Raw genomic sequence first — 18,716 nt, 5'->3', positions numbered from 1 at the left:
TCCTTCTATGAATTACACAATATTTTTAATATTTTTACTATTCTTTAATTTCTACTAATGTGTTTTTAGGTATATTGTTATATATCCACTTTGCTGCATCTTTTTCTAATCTTATGCACCCATTAGAAGCTTTACTACCTAGCCTTTTATATTCATATTCAATTATCCTTCCATTTAAATCATGCAATGCACTGTGAAATAAATAGTTATAATTAAATCTAACATAATCATAACATATATACCCCTTCTCGTATCCAAAGCTATGACCTCTATCTCCTATTAAAAACCGTCCTGTAGGGGTTGGACTAACATCTAACCCTGTGGAACATATGAAGTTTTTTATAAGCTTATTATCCTTATAGACATACACTCTCTGCTTGGTTATATCAACGATAATACTATATAACTTAGATGGAGTAACCTTTTTTATATAATTTTCATGTATATAACCTTTAATTTCTTTCGATGTTCCATAACTTAAAACTTGTACATAATTAAAAGAACCCTTTTTATCTAATACCTTCACTTCTTGTGTACTTCCATAAATATATCCTATAATCTGAGAGTTTAAATTTGCATCTTTTCTTACCATTATTCTTGTTGTCTCACTAGCGTTTCCAACGTATAATTCGCTAATAGCAGGTGCCGATGGATTGCTATCTTTTTTAATCGATTCTTTTGGCTCCTTTGATACTATAATATCTATATTTTTAAGATCATCATACTCTCCTAATGAATCATTGCATGCACCAGGCAATTCCCCTCTTTTAACTCTAACGGATAATTTATAGGAACCTTCTCTCAACTTTCCTGTATTTATCTTAAATTCCTCTGCAGAATAAACTTTATTTGAATAACCGTTGGTTACTTCACTCCAGCTTTTAGATATATTTGAAAACAAAAATATTCTATACTGTACAGGTCCATAATATCCCATTGTTTTTATCTTCAAATTTAAATTGGAATTCTCAAAATATGGTGGTTTATTTAATATAGATACATCTAACTTTGGCTCACCATTTTTCAAACATTCAAATTGAATAATTTTATAATCATCATAAGTTATATCATATTCCCCAATTAATACATTCTTATTTCCTAAGCCATTGCTATTTTTAGAAAATATTAATATATCATAATTTCCAGGTTGTATATCAAATATATAAAATTTAAATGGTTTTTCTCCATCTCTGTCAAAGGTATATCCGCTAGTCAATTCCATTAAGTTTCCATCATCTAAGGACTTAAGAAATACTCTATAATTTACTTTGCCTTTGTAGTTAGATTTAATAGTGTACTCTATCAATTTATTTTCATAAACTGGATAATTATCAAAGTTCATCTCAGCATTCTTAAATATTGTGTTTTCTATTATAGGTAACTCATAATTGATATTATCTTTAGCATTAGCTTTATTACTTAAAAAAATAAACCAACAGAATACTAAAATAAATATTTTAATACTTTTTTTCATAATTTCCCCCCACTTTTCTTATTAATAATACTTTTAATATATATGCTATGTGTCTGAATAAATGTGATTAAAATTATTTTTAATTAATAGGTTTCATTTTTCTCTATTAATGAATAGTATGTATTAACGCTAATGACGAGAAATTAATTAATGATTATAGATTATAGCAAAAAAGGGAGGAACTATTAATGAGTCTTATGAGTAGTTATAACAAATGTCAGGGAGAAAGTTTTAGTAACATTTCATGCGAAAGTGCTGAAACTAGTTCACGCGTAGTTGAAAACCACAATTGTCACGCTGGTGAAAGACAATGTCATGCTAATGTTAGTAACGCAATGACAAAATCCATGTGTGAAAATTTTCCTATAAGAAATACTTGCGCAAAAGGATCTACATTATTTAAAATACCAACAGTTTTAGCTTTCTTCACAGTTCAAATAGACACAGAAGCAACTTTAACCTTAGAAGAGCCAGCTACAGATATAAAATTTATCGACAAAGATGTAAGAGTAACTCAATGTCACCTTGTTCCTGGAACTGATAAAGTTTTCTTAGAAGGATTCGTTAAAAAGAATATTGTTTTCTCTACAAAAGGATGTATGAATAAACATGGCGTATCTGGTGATATTAAACACACAACTTTAAGAGTACCATTTAGCTGTGTAACAAAAGTAGATTTCTTAAACGGATTTAATGCTGGAAATATATTCAAAGAAAATCAAAGAACAATTGAAATAGAAACCCAAGAACAACATTGTTGCAGAAAAGAAGAACGCATCATTAATAAAGAAGTAGATCATAATTTCGTTCACAACTCCGTATTTAATGAAAAAGTATTCTGCGAAATAGAAGAAGCTACTATTTTTGAATCTGACATTGAAATGGATAAATGTGAGGAACGCGAAGATCATAGAGATAGATGTCATGATAGAGAAAGATGCGAAGAACGCGAAGAGCATATGGAACACACATTCAGAAGAGTTAAAGAAAAAATGGTAATATTCCTTAAAGTAAAATTGTTACAGGACAGACAAGTATGTATCCCTGGCGTAACTTTCCCAGGAATACACCATGAAAAATGTGAATAATAATAAACCTATAATGATAAAAAGGCTCAATTTATTTTGAGCCTTCCTATTTATATTATGTTTTAGGAGGTTAATATGAAACAGAATAAAAAAAACACTGTAGATTGGGAGAAATTGATACGAGAAGTTATATTGCTATATAATGAAAAAAATAACAATATAAGAAAAGGTAAAGTTGAAAAGACTCCTGATAAAGTTGAAATTGAGAAAGAAACTAAAATTGAGAAAACTCCTAATAAAGTGGAAACTATAAAAAAAAACAACGTTGAAAAACCTCCTGCTAAAACTGAAACTATAAAAGAAATTAAAATTGAGAACCCCCATTTTAAATCTGAAACTAGAAAAAAAACTAGAATTGAGAAAACTCCCGATGAAGTGGAAGCTATAAAAAAAAACAACGTTGAAAAACCTCCTGCTAAAACTGAAACTATAAAAGAAATTAAAATTGAGACCCCCCATTTTAAATCTGAAACTAGAAAAAAAACTAGAATTGAGAAAACTTCCAATGAAGTGGAAATTATAAAAAAAAATAACGTTGGAAAAACTCACGATGAAGTGGAAACTAAAAAAGAAAAAAAAGCTAGGAAAACTCCTGATAAAGTTGAAATTAGAAAAGAGAATAAAAAGAAATGTAAAAAAACTATTAAAAACATACACAATGGAACAAATAGCTGTGTTTCTGTAGATTCCAAATTAATTCCATTATGCACAAACATTCCTGTTCCTCAAATTTCATTAAATGGTCCTTTAATATGTAAACTCCCAGTAATATTGTCACAATTCCAAGTGGAAATAGGTTGTGAAGCAGATATTAATTTTAGTAAGCCCGCTACAAACATAATAGATGTTAAAAGTAATATACATATTACTGAATATGATTTAATAGTTGATGTCAATAAATTATTCATTTCCGGCTACATAAGAGAAAGTATTCAATATAACAATATATCATCAAGTAAAGTAAAACATGTAACCGTCAATATACCTTTTCAATGCGTAACTAGAGTTGAATTTACTACCCCACCTGTTCTACAAAAAAACAGACCAAATATTAAATATAATTTAACTAACGGCTCCATAGGAACTATTGGAGAAGATGATTGTAATGATCTATTCTTCTCAAACAATGAAGTTCTCAATGAAAAAATTTATTGTGAACTACTATCTGCAGAGATACTTCAAATAGTAACTAAACTAGATAATACTAAGATTGAAAAATACAACAATTTAGTTGGATGTAAAAGAACAAAAAATAAATTTTCCCTTGGCTTAACAATTAGACTATATCAAAATCAACCTGTAAATATTTAATTTCCTAGGAAATACTTAATTAAATAATAATAAAAAAAAGAGGACATATTCCTCCTTTTTTTATTGATGTATAATATCCAATCTACCAAATTTACTGTATTGACCTAACCAAGCTAGTTTTACAGTGCCTGTTGGACCATTTCTTTGTTTTGCTATGATACATTCTGCAACATTTTTATCCTCTGTTTCTTTATTATAATATTCGTCTCTATATAAAAACATAACTAAGTCTGCGTCCTGCTCAATAGATCCTGATTCTCTTAAGTCTGATAACATAGGTCTATGATCAGCTCTTTGCTCTGGCGCTCTTGATAGCTGTGAAAGTGCTATTACAGGACATTCCATTTCTTTAGCTAAGGCCTTTATCGAACGAGATATTTCTGATACTTCTTGCTGTCTACTTTCAGAGCCTCTGCTACCTGACATAAGTTGAAGATAGTCAATTACTATAAGATCTATTCCTTGTTCTATTTTCAATCTTCTACATTTTGACCTCATTTCCATTACAGAAATACCAGCAGTATCATCAATAAATATTTTAGCCGCTGAAAGAGGTCCTGATGCCTTTGCAATGTTTTCCCAATCTCGGTCCTCTAGATTACCTGTTCTTAATTTTAACATATCTACATTAGCTTCAGCACATAATAGTTTATATGCTAACTGTTCCTTAGACATTTCTAGGGAGAATACAGCTACGCTTTTACTATCTCTTAAGGCCGCATATTGTGCTAAGTTTAGAGCAAATGTAGTTTTACCCATGGAAGGTCTTGCAGCAATAAGAATCATATCTCCCTTTTGAAACCCAGATGTTTTAGAGTCTAATTCTGGAAAACCAGCTGCTACTCCAGTAACCCCACCTTTATTATTATAGATTTTTTCTATTTCTAGAAAACCTCTTTCTAATACTGTACTCATGGCTTCAAAATCATTTGTATTCCTATTATTAGATATATTAAATATTCTTTTCTCTGCTATATCTACTATGCCTTCTACATCATTTTGCTTATTATAACTGTCTTCAATAATGTCTGTTGAAGCTCTTATAAGCCTCCTTAGAGTAGATTTATCCTTTACAATTTTTATATAGGATTGAAGATTAGCCGTAGATAAAACTGAACTACACACGGAAGTTATATAAGTTATTCCTCCCGCGGCCTCTAACTTTTCCTTTGATTGTAGATTTTCTGTTAATGTAATTAAATCTACAGCCGTATCTCTTTGGTATAGATCTAATATGGCATTGAAAATAACTTGATGAGCTTCTTTGTAAAAGTCATCTGTTTTTAACACCTCTAAAGCCTGAACTATAGCAATCTTATCTATTATCATAGCTCCTAAGACGTTTTGTTCAGCGTCAATGTTATGAGGCATACTTTTCAATGGTGCATTCATTATCATCTCTCCTTGTGTTTAAAAAGCTATTTTAATCAATTCTTCTATATTATCAACAGCCTTTACTTCTATATCATCAAGTCCTACTGGAACATCTTTTAAATTATCCTTGGGTATTACTACTAACTTAACACCCTTTCTTCTTGCACCATATATTTTTTCAAAAATTCCTCCAACAGGCTTTACTTTTCCCCTTAGAGATATTTCCCCAGTAATAGCCATATCCTGTCTTATAGGTTTATTTAAAAGGGAGCTTATTATACATGCTGTTATTGCCGCTCCAGCTGAAGGACCGTCAATACGTCCTCCCCCTATTATATTTACGTGTATATCATAATCGCTAATATCTTTATCAGTAATTTTTCTAATAACTGAAGCTGCATTAAATACTGAGTCTTTAGCCATACTTCCTGCCGTATCATTGAATCTTACTTTTCCATGTCCCTTTTCTTTTGCCTCAAATACAGCCGCTTCTATTTCAAGAGTTGACCCAATATATCCAGCTACCCCTAGTCCATGTATATGACCAATTTCAAAATTATTATCGCAATTTGCTTCTTCATATGGTGATAGCCTGTTTATAGCTAATATTTGTTTCAAATCTTCTAATTTTATTTTTATTTTATCATTGTCAACATCCAAGTTATTATTATAAATTACATATCCATATACATCTGATAGTATATTAACGGCCTTTCTTCCTTCAATAGTATATCTGCTTATCATTTCTGGTATACCATCTTCTAATTCAATATTTAATTTTTGTGCAGAGTTTATTATTATATTTTGTATATCTTTAGGTGTTAATGGTTGAAAATATACCTCTGTGCATCTCGATCTTAATGCTGGATTAATATCACCAGGTTCCTTAGTTGTAGCACCTATTAAAATAAAATCTGCTGGAGCTCCTTTTTCAAATAAATACTTGATATACTTAGGAGTATTTTCATCATCTGGATCATAATATGATGATGAAAATTCTACTCTTTTATCCTCTAAAACTTTCAATAATTTATTTTGAAGTATTGAATCAAGTTCTCCAATTTCATCTATAAATAGTACTCCACCGTGAGCCTCAGTAACTAGTCCTGGTTTAGGCTCTGGAACTCCTATTTCTGCCAAATCCCTTTTGCTTCCTTGATATATAGGATCATGAACTGATCCTAAAAGTGGATTTGTTATCTCTCTTGGATCCCATCGTATAGTAGTTCCATCTACTTCTATAAATCTAGCCTCTTCCTCAAATGGAGTGTTTTTTAACCTTTTAGCTTCTTCTAATGCAAGTCTTGCCGCTGTAGTTTTTCCCACTCCTGGTGGTCCATATAGTATAATATGTTGAGGATATGGAGAAGCCATTTTTGAAAACAATGATTTTATAGCTATTTCCTGCCCCATAATCTCTGAAAATGACTCTGGCCTTAATAAGCTTTGTACACTTTTAGTAAGTTTCTTTTCATCTAATGCTTTTAATTGATCATACTTTTTAAGGGTTTTTCCATTTTCAGGCCCCTTTTGTTTTCTTATAATACCAAGTCTTATTTCATCCATATACTTTTGTTGTTTTTCTACTAGATTTCTTTCAACTTGCTTTTCTATATTGTTTTGTACATATCTTTTAGCTAATGCCTCAGAAAGCCACTTATTGGTACTCTCTAAGGCATCATGAACATTTTTCTCATCAGGTACTACTTTGATTCCTTTTCCGTCACTTATAATTTTATTTATAGCATATAATCTTTTATATTTGTCTTCATTTTCTATATAATCCTGAAGTTTAAATTTTACCACTCTAGCTCTTATTGTTTTTTCGTCTAATACTTTTTTCATTATCTCATATAAGACATTCAGTTGAGTATCTAATGATAAAACATCAGATACTTCTTTAGCAAATTCGTTAATATATTCAGATTTCACACTTATCCTCCTTATTGCTCTTCAACAACCACCTTTATTTTAGTAGATATTTCAGGATATATTTTCACTTCTACTTCATATGTTCCTAGTTGTCTTATTGCTTCTACTACTATTTTCTTTTTATCTATATCTATTTTATAAGACTTTTTCAGTTCATCTGAAATGTCTTTCCCTGTTATTGATCCAAATAATCTTCCATTTTCACCTGACTTAACTTTTAATTTTATTTCTTTTCCTTTTAATCCATTAGCAATTTTTTGTGCTTCTTCTATTTCAGCCAACTTTTGTTTTCTTTCAGCCTCTTTTTTGTTGTTTAGTATATGCATATTAGCATCTGTAGCTTCTATTGCTAATTTTCTAGGAAATAAAAAATTTCTTGCATACCCATCTGAGGCATTTACTACATCCCCTTTTTTTCCTAATGCTTTAACGTCTGATAATAAAATTACTTTCATTTTTCCTCACCCTCCATTAAGTATTTATCTATAGCATATTCTAACTTCTTTACTGCCTCTTCAATTGAAACATCTTGAAGTCTTGCACCTGCCATAGTCATATGTCCACCGCCGCCTAGTGCTTCTAATAAGATTTGTACATTTATGTCACCAAGGGATCTTCCACTTATCAATACCTCATCTCCTATTTTAACAAAGACAAATGATGTATTGATACCTGTAATATTTAGCAACTCATCAGCTGATTGTGCAGCTAATACAGTATCTTCTATATCCGGTGGGCAAATAGCTATAGCTATTCCATTAATAACCTTAGCTGACTTTATTATTTGATATTTTTTCAAATAAGTTTCTAAGTCGTCAGAAAATAGCTTTTTTACATCTAATGTGTCTGCTCCCATTTTTCTTAAAAATGATGCAGCTTCAAAAGTTCTCACTCCTGTTTTAAAATAAAAATTTTTAGTGTCAACACATATTCCTGCAAGTAATGCCTCTGCTTCTATAACCTTTAGTTCAGGTTTTTCAGACATATACTGTATTATTTCAGTAACTAGTTCCGATGTAGATGAAGCATAAGGCTCTATATAGCTTAGTAAGGTTCCCTCTATTGCATTAGTAGATTTTCTATGATGGTCTATTATTACTGTTTTTTTACTATTCTCTACTAATTTAATATTCTCCACAATACCTTTACTATGAACATCTACTAATATTAATAAACTATTTTCATTTATGTCATTTATAGCCTTCACACTATTTATGAAAGCAGTACCATACTCTTTTTCCGATTTAATTTTTTCCATTATGGGCTTTATACTATTGTTAATACTATCTATAACTATGTAACACTCTTTATTTAGATTTCTTATAGCACTAAATAGTCCAATAGCAGCTCCTAAGCAGTCTATATCTGAGTTAACATGTCCCATAATATATACTTTATCACTTTCGTTAATTAAATTTAGTAAAGCATGAGCAATAACTCTAGCTCTTACTTTAGTTCTCTTTTCTACTTCTTTAGTTTTCCCTCCATAAAAAGCTAGCTTTTCTCCACTTTTTACAACTACTTGATCTCCACCTCTACCCAAGGCAAGCTCCTTTGCTGCAACAGCATAACTCTCATTTTCAAGCGGTGTTACACCACCCCTACCTATTCCAACACTTAGGGTTACTATTAATTTATTTCCTATATTTATTTCTCTTACTGAGTCAAGTATATCAAATTTTTTGTTCATTTCTTCCTGTATGTATTTATCTTGAACTGAAATTACATATTTATTAGAAGAATATTTTTTTAGCATAGCATTTAAATTTTGGCTATAACTATTAATTATTTTTTCAATTTCTGCTATAAGTTGAGGCTTTTTATCCTCTTCTGTAGTTTTTATTACATCATCTAAATTATCTACTTCAATCAACATAACTGTTTCTTTGTTATTATCTATTTCAACTATTTTTTTGTATATATCTGTAATATCACATAAATATATTAATATTAATTTGTCTTTTTTATTTTTATTATCAGAAGAGTCAATTATATTAATATAAAGATCATAATACTGATTATCTATTTTTATTCCTCTATATGTATTTTTCTTTCCATCCAGCACATGCTTCAAATTTATATCTTTTATTACATCATTTATATTACGTTCTAAAATACTCTCTTGATTAACTACAGTTGAAAAATTTTGATTGTACCAAAGTATATTTCCACCCTCACCTAATATAATCATAGGTAACGGAAGCTTTAGAAGAGTATTTCGTGTTGCATTATCTAAATCCGTAGAAAAGTTTTTTATAAAATTCTCCCACTCACTTTTCTTTAACTTATTATTATTCACATTATTTATTATTAAAAAAATATACATAAAAAGTGATACTATACCTAGTAAAATATTATAGTATGTTATAATAAAAATTAATATAGCTATCATAAACATATAGCTTTTATTCCATGAAATAAAGTATTTATATTTATTATCCATGCCTAGCCCTCACTATTTATTATTGACTATTCTATTTTTATCTATCTTTCTAAAGTCAATAATTATATCTGAAATTCCCAACATTATATATACCATTGCAAACTGTGAAAATAAAGTGAATATTATTATAAATAGGCTTATAGTTTTTGATAGTTTATATTTTATTCTTAAATAATAAATAGCTACGGATAAACCATTAAAAAGAAATATATACTGCAAAATTAATTGGGATGAATTTAATATATACTCACCTATTTTAATATTTTGTCTAACTAATATAACTCCTATAAGTAGAGCAACTGCAACTATAGTTGCAATTTTTATATTTACATGTATATGGGTAAATTTAGGCATTTCCCTCATATTGTAATTTAACCTCTTTAGTATAACTCTTGTTATATTATATGTAAAATATGCAAATATAATAGAAGACATTATAAGTATTCCTGGAATTATTTTAATTATAAAATCCGTGTTAAACAACTTAAATGAATCAATTAAAGGCTTTAATTTTTCTTCACTTATCCCCATTTGACTATACATACTGATTACTGACTGCAGTGATTCATTCATAATTTTAACCATCTCATCTACAAAACCTACTACAGTGCTTTTGCTTATTAGTAAAATATAAACAGTAATATCTATAATGGTTCCTATAAGAGATGAAATAGCTAATGCAAAAATACTAATTGATACATTCTTATCCTTTTTTATACAATAACCTAAAGCAATACCTGTCATCCCAAACATTATGGCAGAAGTCAAACCTGATAAAGGATTATATATAAAGCCAACTAATATTCCACTAGCTACAACTGATGTTATTGTTACTTTCAAATTGTGTCTTAACAATAAAACAGCAACAGGTATAGGTAAAATAAATCTACCTAATGTTGAAAAAATAGGTAAATATATATTCATTAAAGCTAATATAACTAGTAGGCCAGTTATAACTCCTGCTTCTACAGTACTTTTAGTGTTATACATTCTATTATGCATACATTCCTCCATTATTGTCTTTCTTTTAAATGGGAGTATAATCTGCTTAAGTCTTTTCCTTCTTTTTCAATATCATCCTCATCAATTATACCCATTTTTAATTTTTTTTTCATATTTTCATCTACTGCTGTAAAAGAATACCCTAATCTATCTGCTAATATATATAATACAGTTATTGCTCCAGAAATACAATCTAATATGGCACCCTGTGCTACATTTGTCCCTTTTGTTAATAATTTAAAAAAGTCTCCTATTACACATAATAATTCTGCTTTTAAATCTTCTATTATTTGGACATTTCTCATAATGTTCAAATTATCCTTTTTCATGCCTCTTCCCCCTATAATACACCTATTGTAATTATTACCATATACATATAATTAAAACACATATACTTTAATTATATGTGTAGTATAGCTTTTTTACAATAATGATACGATAATAAGGCCTATAATAAAACAGGAGAGGAATAACTTTCCTCTCCATTAGTAACTTATCTTATTCTGTTGTAAATGGTAATAATGCTATGTTTCTTGCTCTCTTTATAGACTCTGTTAATTCTCTTTGATGTTTAGCACAGCATCCTGAAATTCTTCTTGGAAGAATTTTTCCTCTTTCAGTAACATATTTTCTTAATTTATTTATATCTTTATAATCAATTCTTTCTGATTTATCTGCACAGAAAGAACAAACTTTTTTCTTAGCTCTTCTCATTCTGCCGCCGCCTCTTCTTGCGCCGCCATCTCTTCCTGCTTCCTTATTCATTCTCTTCCCTCCTTATAATTAAAATGGGATTTCACCATCATCTATTGGTGTTATATCCTCTCCATAAGAATTTTCAGGGAAACTATTCATTGGATCACCATAATTACCTTGGGATCCACCTGATTGCTTGCCTCCCCATTCTAAAAATTGTACTTCATCTGCAACTACCTCAGTTACATATCTTCGTGTTCCATCTTTTGCTTCATATGTTCTAGTCTGAATTCTTCCACTAACTCCCATAAGTTTACCTTTACTCATATAATTAGCAGTTGATTCAGCCTGTTTACCCCATACTACTACAGGTATAAAATCTGCTTCTTTATTTCCATCTTTAGAAGCAAACCTTCTATCGATAGCTAATGTAAAGGTTGCAACAGCCGTGCCTGTTCCAGGAGTAAATCTCAATTCTGGATCCTTGGTCAACCTACCTATCAAAACAACCTTATTCATTTAAACACCACCTATTTTTCTTCTTTTATGATGATATGTCTTATAACTGAGTCGTTGATTCTGAACAATCTGTCTAATTCTTCTGGTAATTCTGGCTGAGAACTAAAATTGATTAATGTGTAGTAACCTTCACCAATCTTTTCTATTTCATAAGCAAGCTTTCTTCTGCCCCAAAAATCAACGTTTTCAACTACTCCACCAGCATTTTCGATAACAGTCTTAAACTTTTCTACATTAGTTTTTACTGCCTCTTCATCTAATGATGGATGTAAGATAAATATTGTTTCATATTTTCTCATTAGATTTCACCTCCTCCCCTTGGACTAACGGCTGTGGTTTCCACAGCAGGGACTACCAATCTATTTTATCACTATTCAAATTAAAAATCAACATACTTTAGTTATTTTCATTAATTTCTGATTTTTTAACTACTTTCTTCATATCCTTTTCGAATTTATTTCTTTCTATCATAACAATCCTATTACAAATACAACATTTTATTTTTATGTCTGCACCCATTCTAATTATTTTCCATTCCTTACTACCACAAGGATGAGTTTTTTTCATCTCAACAATGTCTCCAAGATCAAAAGCCTTACACATAATTTTTTAAATTACCTCCATTTAAATATTTAATTTATACTTATATATTATAATATTACATAAATAGTTAATAAACAATTAATATAGTGCTATAATTCTTTTATTTACTACTTATCTAGGATATAATTAAATTAAAAAATATAAGAAGATTTTGTTTAGTAAAAATATTTGGGCTAGTTCTGGAAGAAGTCTATATGAAAAATATTGATTGCTCTTATTTAGAGTATTTATTATATAAAGATTTTGCAATAATGACAAGAATAGGATGTGAGTAAATGGATAACTTAATCGAAAAATTTGACAAGTATATACTTTTTTTTGTTATTTATACGTTGGCCTTTATTTTATTTTTCAAATCCCTTGATTATGCATTACCTTTCTTTTTAGCTTTTATTTTTTCATTAATTTTAAAGAAACCAACAGAATTATTAATTAAAAAGCTAAAATTAAAAAAAGGATTCGCTGCGCTTATAACCACTTTATTGTTTTTTACATTAATACTATCTTGTATATCATTAGTAGCTACATCATTAACCCGTGAAGCTATTCAATTAGGTAAAAATACTCAGAGTTATATCTCTACTAATTCTAATGATATTAATAATTTTTTTAAGAATTTAACTGCTTATTATAACAACTTGGATCCTTCAATCATTGCTACCGTAGAAAGTAATTTTTATAGCTTTATAAGCAAGCTATCTAATATAACTGTATCCATCACTAGTAAAATAATACAAACTACCGTCTCTTTTTTAACATATATACCTTATCTTTTTATGTTAATATTATTTACTTTACTCTCAACTTATTTTTTTACTAAGGATCTTAGTTTGGCTAAAAATAAGCTAATGAGTACTATTACTCCTGAAAAATCTGATAGACTATACGATATTTTGAAACAATCTAAAAAAATGTTGTTAAATTATGCACTTTCTTACCTTTTAGTTATTACTATAACATTTTTAGAGACTCTAGTGGGATTTTTGTTTTTAGATGTAAAATATGCTCTTATTTTAAGTATTATTGCTGCTATTTTTGATATATTACCTATCTTAGGTATAGGAGGCATTTACATTCCTTTATCACTAATTTATATTTTTATATATAAAAATTATTTTATAGGTATAGGAATACTTATTTGGTATGTAGTAGTAACTGTGATAAGACAAATATTAGAACCTAAAATTGTATCATCATCATTAGGTATACATCCTGTATCTGTTTTAGCTTCTATTTTTATTGGATTAAAAATTGCCGGTATTAAAGGTATGTTCTTTTGTATGTTTATGATAGTAGCATTCAAAATATTGAAACAAGTGAAAGTTTTGTAAGTACTGTATACAATTCCTCCTTATGGGTAGAATTCCATATAGGAGGTTTTTTATATGGATGAAAAATTATTAATTGATTGTACTAATAATGATTCTATAAATATATTGAGGGACACTCTTTGTAATCATCTTTTACCAATAGTTAAATCTCAGAGAGCTATTATTTTATTATGTATTGGCTCGGACAGATCAACTGGAGATAGTCTTGGTCCATTAATTGGCCATAAATTAAGATTTTTGTCTAGAGATAATTTTTTTATATATGGTAATTTAGAGAAACCTGTACATGCTAAAAATTTATGTGAGACATTAGAAGAGATAAACTCAAAATATGATAAACCTTATATAATAGCTATTGATGCATGTCTTGGCAATGTGCAAAATATCGGTAAAATATGTGTTCAAGAAAAACCCATTTCACCCGGTTCTGCTGTTAATAAAAACTTACCCTCTGTAGGCGATTTAAGTATAACAGGTATTGTTAATATATCTGGAATGCTTGAATTTATGGTACTACAAAACACAAGATTAAATACTGTTATGCAATTAGCTGAAACTATATCTGCTGGAATATACCATAGTATTATAAAAATTGTTGGTGGGAAAAAATCTAATACTATTACAAATAATATTACAAAAATAAATTAAAAAACCAAGTTTTAAACTTGGTTTTTTAATTTAAAATATTGAACTATATGTCCTATTATTTAAAATATATTCAATTTCTTCAATACTTCTACTTCCCGAATCCACAATTAATGTACCATCTCTATTTAATGTATTTTGAAAAGTTAGCTCTTTTAAACCACCGTCTTTCAAATTACATATAATAGCATCACAAATTTCATCCTTTAAAGAAGTTATTACTTTGTATCCTCTTTTCTCTAACTCTTTTCTTATATATAAAAGTTCTTCCGAAACACACACTATCATAAAAAAACCTCCTTTATGGTATATTAACCAAAAGAAGGCTTTTTATTCATATCTATATACTTTTGCTCATTGCATCCTTTAATACATATTTTTCTTCTTCTGACAATTCATATCTAGATAATCCTTTATCTATAGGCTTAGCATAAGTTGTACTATCATCTCTTCCATATATACCAGTTAATATAATTCCATCATTTTTATTGTCTAACAATACAATTGAATAAGATAAATCACTTCCAACGTTTTCAAAAGCTCTATATCTAACTATTGATGTTTTTTGTATGCAATTATTTAATTTAATATCAATTTCTTTACTAACAGTTTTTAATTTATCTATTTGTTCAGTAACATTATCTACTTTATCTAAATATGAGACAACCATTTCTTCTATGTTTTTTATATCTACACCTCTCATAAATTTTCTATATCTTTTTTCTAATTTATTAATAGCACTAAATTGAATAATAATAATTAAAAATAATATAATTATTAAACATAGTCCTATAATTAATAATATTGGTTGATATTCTGATATTAAATTTATTAAACTTTCCATTGTATCTTCCTTTCTAGAGATGTTTCACGTGAAACAATATTATAATTCAAGAATGTCTAATATTCTTTGCAAATCATCTTCAGAATAATATTCTATTTCTATTTTCCCTTTATTTTTTTTATTATTGATATAAACCTTTGTTCCAAATAAATCCTCAAGTTTATTCTTTATATCATTATAATATGGATTTAATTTATCGTTCTCTTTACTTTTTTCTTCTTTCTTATCATTAAAGGATTTAATTAGCTTTTCAGTTTCTCTAACACTTAAATTCTCATCTATTATAATTTGTGCTATATTATATTGTAAATCATTATCATTAATTGATAGTAATGATCTTCCGTGCCCTTCACTAATAACACCATCAATTAAGTAATCTTGAACTCTACTATCTAAATTTAGCAATCTTAAACAGTTTGTAATGGCAGTTCTAGATTTTCCCATTCTTTTACTTAATTCTTCTTGTGTTAAATCATAGTCATCTAGCAGTTTTTTATATGCATTTGCTTCTTCTATTGGATTTAAATCTTGTCTTTGGATATTTTCTATCAAAGATATTTCTAATATATTTTTATTACTAGTATCCATTATTATTACAGGTATTTTCTTCAACCCTGCTAGCTTTGCAGCTCTCCATCGTCTTTCACCAGCAATTATTATGTATTTATTACTTTCCTTATTAACAATTATCGGTTGAATAATACCATGTTCTTTTATTGATTCACTTAGTACTAATATTTTTTCTTCATCAAACTTTTTTCTAGGTTGTCCATCATTAGGCAACACTAAGTCAATTGATATTTCATTTTTTACATCATTTGCTTCATTATCAAGTTCTTCAGGTATAAGTGCCCCTAATCCTTTACCTAAACCAAATTTTTTATTCATATGTTATTATTTTTGCCTCCTTATAAATTCTTTAGCAAGATTTTCGTAAGCTTCGGCCCCTTTACATTTTCCATCATATAATACAATAGGCAATCCAAAGCTTGGAGCTTCCGCTAATCTTATATTTCTTGGTATAGTAGTATCATATACTTTATCTTTAAAATATTTTTTAACTTCTGATACAACTTCCAAAGAGAGATTTGTTCTACCATCGTACATACTCATAATAACACCTTCTACTTCTAAATCTTTATTTAAAGATCTTTTTACTAGTTGGATAGTATTTATAAGTTGTCCTACTCCTTCTAATGCATAAAATTCGCACTGTATTGGAATGAGAACTGTATGAGATGCAACAAGGGCATTTATTGTCAATATACCTAAAGATGGAGGACAGTCTATAAAAACATAATCATATTCATCTTTTATTTGCTCTAATTTTCTTTTTAAAATATTTTCTCTTTCTTGATCTTGTATTAATTCAACTTCTGCTCCTGCTAAATTCATATTCGATGGTACTATGTGATAATTTTCTAGTACAGGGCTAGCTTTAATTATATCCTTTATATCTTTTTCACTAGTAAGTAAATCATACACCGAGTTTTCTAGTTTTCTTTTGTCAAACCCTAACCCACTTGTAGTATTCCCCTGTGGATCTATATCGATAGATAATACTTTATATCCTTCCATGCAAAGATAGGAGCACAGATTAATATTTGTAGTAGTTTTTCCAACGCCACCCTTTTGATTGAATATAGATATTATTTTCATATTTCTCACCTATCTTTCTTTTAATACTCTTATATTTTATTATATAACAATATTAGAATATTAAAAGCATTTTAATTAATAAAAGATAAAATTTATTTAAATTTTTGGATTAAATAAAAAAGAGCCACAAAGGCTCTTTTAATATGTAGAATGTTTCACGTGAAACATTTATTATTTTTTAGGAATAGTAATAGTAATTTGTATTTTATCTTCTAATTCTTTAGAAGAATACTGAGCAGATACCCCATATTTATCAAAAACTTGTCTAACTGTATTAATATATACTTTAGGGCTAAATATACCTTTTATTTTTTTCTTACCATCTTTTGATAGATTATTTTCAGTTATTTTTATTAACTCTTTTTCTATTAATTCTTCAGTCTTTTTAACATTTAAATTATTTTTAATAACTACTTTTAATATTTTAAATTGCAACTCTTCCGTTGGAAGTTTTAATAATGCTCTAGCATGTCTTTCTGTCAGACCATTTTCTAATAGCATCCTTCTTACATTAATTGATAATTTTAATAGTCTAATTTTATTAGCTATAGTAGATTGTTTCTTTCCAATAACCTCGGCTAAAGCTTCTTGAGTATAATTGTGTTCTTTTATTAAGTTAAAAAAAGCCTCTGCTTCTTCCAAAAAACTCAAATCTTCTCTTTGAATATTTTCTAATAATGCTATAGCCGCAGAATCTTTATCCGTTACATCTACTACTATCACAGGAACTTGCTTTAATCCAGCCTTTTTAGCTGCTCTAAGTCTTCTTTCTCCTGCTACTAATTCATATGTACCCTCTCCAATTCTTCTAACAGACAACGGTTGAATAATACCATAACTTTTTATGGATTTGGCTAACTCATCTATAGATTCCTCATTAAATATTTTTCTAGGCTGATATACGTTAGGATATATTAAATCCGTATCTACAAAATTAATGTTCTCTTCCATATTCAATCATCCCTCTTATCTTTTCCTCTTATTAACAATTCTATATTAAATAATAAAATCCTTCTTTTAAAAAATATATTTCTATGACAAAATACAACAGACAAATTAACAAATATTATTTGAGCGGATTTTTAGAAGCAGTTCCTGCTTTTCTAGGATATTTAGCAGGAGTATTTTTAATTTTTTTTATTACTACTAAATTATGTTTTAGATTGCTTCCTTCTATATTTAATTGAATAATATCTTCAACTTGGCCTCCCAATATACTTATTGCTTTGGCACCATCCTTTATTTCATCTTCTACTGCTGGACCTTTCATTGCAATAAAATATCCATTTACTTTTACATATGGTAAGCAAAATTCACTTAAAACTGCTAAATTAGCTACAGCTCTAGATACAACTGCATCAAACTTTTCTCTGTATTCATTCTGTTTTGAATAGTCTTCCGCTCTACCATGAAGTGTCACTAAATCATTTAAATCTAATTCCTTTATTACTTCATTCAAAAAATTAATTCTTTTATTTAAAGAATCTAGCAAAACAACCTTTTTATTATCATCTATTATTTTAATAGGTATACCAGGAAATCCAGCTCCTGTTCCTATATCTATTATATTATCTAAATCTTTTAATACTGGACATTTATATATTTTTATACAATCTATAAAATGCTTTTTTATTATCTCTTCATCTTCAGTAATAGCAGTTAAATTAATTTTATTATTCCATTCTTTTATCATGTCTTTATATTTAATAAATTTATCATATTTTTTTTCATCAAAATCTATACCTACATCTGAACACGCAGTTTTTAAAATATCATAATATTGCATTTTTACCTC

The 18,716-nt window shown here is 28.4% G+C and carries 21 protein-coding genes; 4 read left to right on the top strand and 17 right to left on the bottom strand.

Annotated elements, in window-relative coordinates:
- Positions 1 to 37 precede the first annotated feature (37 nt).
- Positions 38 to 1,474 carry a L,D-transpeptidase family protein gene (locus RYO54_RS07200; protein WP_315117084.1) on the bottom strand — a complete coding sequence of 479 codons (1,437 nt, stop codon included), beginning with the start codon at positions 1,472 to 1,474 and terminating at the stop codon, positions 38 to 40.
- A gap of 188 nt (positions 1,475 to 1,662) precedes the next feature.
- On the opposite strand from RYO54_RS07200, the gene RYO54_RS07195 reads away from it, so the two are divergent.
- Positions 1,663 to 2,562, top strand: coding sequence for a CsxC family protein (locus RYO54_RS07195; protein ID WP_315117082.1), 900 nt, complete (start codon positions 1,663 to 1,665; stop codon positions 2,560 to 2,562).
- A gap of 75 nt (positions 2,563 to 2,637) precedes the next feature.
- Positions 2,638 to 3,873 (top strand): SPOCS domain-containing protein, encoded by a 1,236-nt coding sequence (locus RYO54_RS07190; protein WP_315117081.1) that lies wholly within the window; start codon positions 2,638 to 2,640, stop codon positions 3,871 to 3,873.
- 60 nt (positions 3,874 to 3,933) lie between these two features.
- Here RYO54_RS07190 and RYO54_RS07185 read toward each other — a convergent pair whose 3' ends face one another.
- The 10 genes from RYO54_RS07185 to RYO54_RS07140 all read right to left on the bottom strand — a co-directional run bounded on the left by RYO54_RS07185 (position 3,934) and on the right by RYO54_RS07140 (position 12,442).
- Positions 3,934 to 5,265, bottom strand: coding sequence for a replicative DNA helicase (locus tag RYO54_RS07185; RefSeq protein ID WP_315117080.1), 1,332 nt, complete (start codon positions 5,263 to 5,265; stop codon positions 3,934 to 3,936).
- A gap of 18 nt (positions 5,266 to 5,283) precedes the next feature.
- Positions 5,284 to 7,179, bottom strand: coding sequence for a Lon family ATP-dependent protease (gene lonC / locus RYO54_RS07180; protein WP_315117079.1), 1,896 nt, complete (start codon positions 7,177 to 7,179; stop codon positions 5,284 to 5,286).
- 11 nt (positions 7,180 to 7,190) lie between these two features.
- On the bottom strand, positions 7,191 to 7,634 hold the full coding sequence (gene rplI / locus RYO54_RS07175) for a 50S ribosomal protein L9 (RefSeq protein WP_315117077.1): 444 nt from the start codon (positions 7,632 to 7,634) through the stop codon (positions 7,191 to 7,193).
- On the bottom strand, positions 7,631 to 9,622 hold the full coding sequence (locus RYO54_RS07170) for a DHH family phosphoesterase (RefSeq protein WP_315117075.1): 1,992 nt from the start codon (positions 9,620 to 9,622) through the stop codon (positions 7,631 to 7,633). The genes rplI and RYO54_RS07170 overlap by 4 nt, the downstream gene beginning before the upstream one ends.
- 12 nt (positions 9,623 to 9,634) lie before the next feature.
- Positions 9,635 to 10,624 carry a YybS family protein gene (locus RYO54_RS07165; protein ID WP_315117073.1) on the bottom strand — a complete coding sequence of 330 codons (990 nt, stop codon included), beginning with the start codon at positions 10,622 to 10,624 and terminating at the stop codon, positions 9,635 to 9,637.
- An 11-nt stretch (positions 10,625 to 10,635) separates the two neighbouring features.
- On the bottom strand, positions 10,636 to 10,953 hold the full coding sequence (locus RYO54_RS07160; protein WP_315117071.1) for a MazG-like family protein: 318 nt from the start codon (positions 10,951 to 10,953) through the stop codon (positions 10,636 to 10,638).
- Positions 10,954 to 11,122: 169 nt separating this feature from the next.
- Complete coding sequence (rpsR, locus tag RYO54_RS07155) at positions 11,123 to 11,389, bottom strand: 30S ribosomal protein S18 (RefSeq protein ID WP_216440986.1); 267 nt, start codon at positions 11,387 to 11,389, stop codon at positions 11,123 to 11,125.
- Between the two features lie 18 nt (positions 11,390 to 11,407).
- On the bottom strand, positions 11,408 to 11,839 hold the full coding sequence (locus RYO54_RS07150; RefSeq protein WP_216440987.1) for a single-stranded DNA-binding protein: 432 nt from the start codon (positions 11,837 to 11,839) through the stop codon (positions 11,408 to 11,410).
- Between the two features lie 11 nt (positions 11,840 to 11,850).
- The gene (rpsF, locus tag RYO54_RS07145; RefSeq protein ID WP_315117069.1) at positions 11,851 to 12,138 is read right to left on the bottom strand and encodes a 30S ribosomal protein S6; all 288 of its coding nucleotides are present in this window, start codon (positions 12,136 to 12,138) and stop codon (positions 11,851 to 11,853) included.
- Between the two features lie 97 nt (positions 12,139 to 12,235).
- Positions 12,236 to 12,442 (bottom strand): DUF951 domain-containing protein, encoded by a 207-nt coding sequence (locus tag RYO54_RS07140; protein WP_315117067.1) that lies wholly within the window; start codon positions 12,440 to 12,442, stop codon positions 12,236 to 12,238.
- Positions 12,443 to 12,717: 275 nt separating this feature from the next.
- Here RYO54_RS07140 and ytvI point away from each other — a divergent pair, with 275 nt between their 5' ends.
- Positions 12,718 to 13,773 carry a sporulation integral membrane protein YtvI gene (gene ytvI / locus RYO54_RS07135; protein ID WP_315117065.1) on the top strand — a complete coding sequence of 352 codons (1,056 nt, stop codon included), beginning with the start codon at positions 12,718 to 12,720 and terminating at the stop codon, positions 13,771 to 13,773.
- A gap of 54 nt (positions 13,774 to 13,827) precedes the next feature.
- Entirely contained in the window at positions 13,828 to 14,421 is a 594-nt protein-coding gene (gene yyaC / locus RYO54_RS07130; RefSeq protein ID WP_315117063.1) for a spore protease YyaC, read from the top strand.
- A gap of 30 nt (positions 14,422 to 14,451) precedes the next feature.
- On the opposite strand, the gene RYO54_RS07125 is transcribed toward yyaC, so the two are convergent.
- The 6 genes from RYO54_RS07125 to rsmG form a co-directional block, all read right to left on the bottom strand.
- Positions 14,452 to 14,706, bottom strand: coding sequence for a YkuS family protein (locus RYO54_RS07125; protein WP_315117061.1), 255 nt, complete (start codon positions 14,704 to 14,706; stop codon positions 14,452 to 14,454).
- Between the two features lie 52 nt (positions 14,707 to 14,758).
- On the bottom strand, positions 14,759 to 15,262 hold the full coding sequence (locus tag RYO54_RS07120; protein ID WP_315117059.1) for a DUF4446 family protein: 504 nt from the start codon (positions 15,260 to 15,262) through the stop codon (positions 14,759 to 14,761).
- A gap of 39 nt (positions 15,263 to 15,301) precedes the next feature.
- On the bottom strand, positions 15,302 to 16,150 hold the full coding sequence (locus RYO54_RS07115) for a ParB/RepB/Spo0J family partition protein (protein ID WP_315117057.1): 849 nt from the start codon (positions 16,148 to 16,150) through the stop codon (positions 15,302 to 15,304).
- A gap of 6 nt (positions 16,151 to 16,156) precedes the next feature.
- Positions 16,157 to 16,921: an AAA family ATPase gene (locus tag RYO54_RS07110; RefSeq protein ID WP_315117055.1), complete on the bottom strand. Its 765-nt coding sequence runs from the start codon at positions 16,919 to 16,921 to the stop codon at positions 16,157 to 16,159.
- 171 nt (positions 16,922 to 17,092) lie between these two features.
- Positions 17,093 to 17,872, bottom strand: a complete 780-nt coding sequence (locus tag RYO54_RS07105; protein WP_315117053.1) for a ParB/RepB/Spo0J family partition protein — start codon at positions 17,870 to 17,872, stop codon at positions 17,093 to 17,095.
- Positions 17,873 to 17,987: 115 nt separating this feature from the next.
- Positions 17,988 to 18,707, bottom strand: coding sequence for a 16S rRNA (guanine(527)-N(7))-methyltransferase RsmG (gene rsmG / locus RYO54_RS07100; RefSeq protein WP_315117051.1), 720 nt, complete (start codon positions 18,705 to 18,707; stop codon positions 17,988 to 17,990).
- Between the last annotated feature and the right edge of the window lie 9 nt (positions 18,708 to 18,716).

The organism is uncultured Clostridium sp., assembly GCF_963515715.1.
Lineage (GTDB): Bacteria > Bacillota > Clostridia > Clostridiales > Clostridiaceae > Clostridium_AW.
This window is presented reverse-complemented; position numbering and strand designations above follow the sequence as displayed.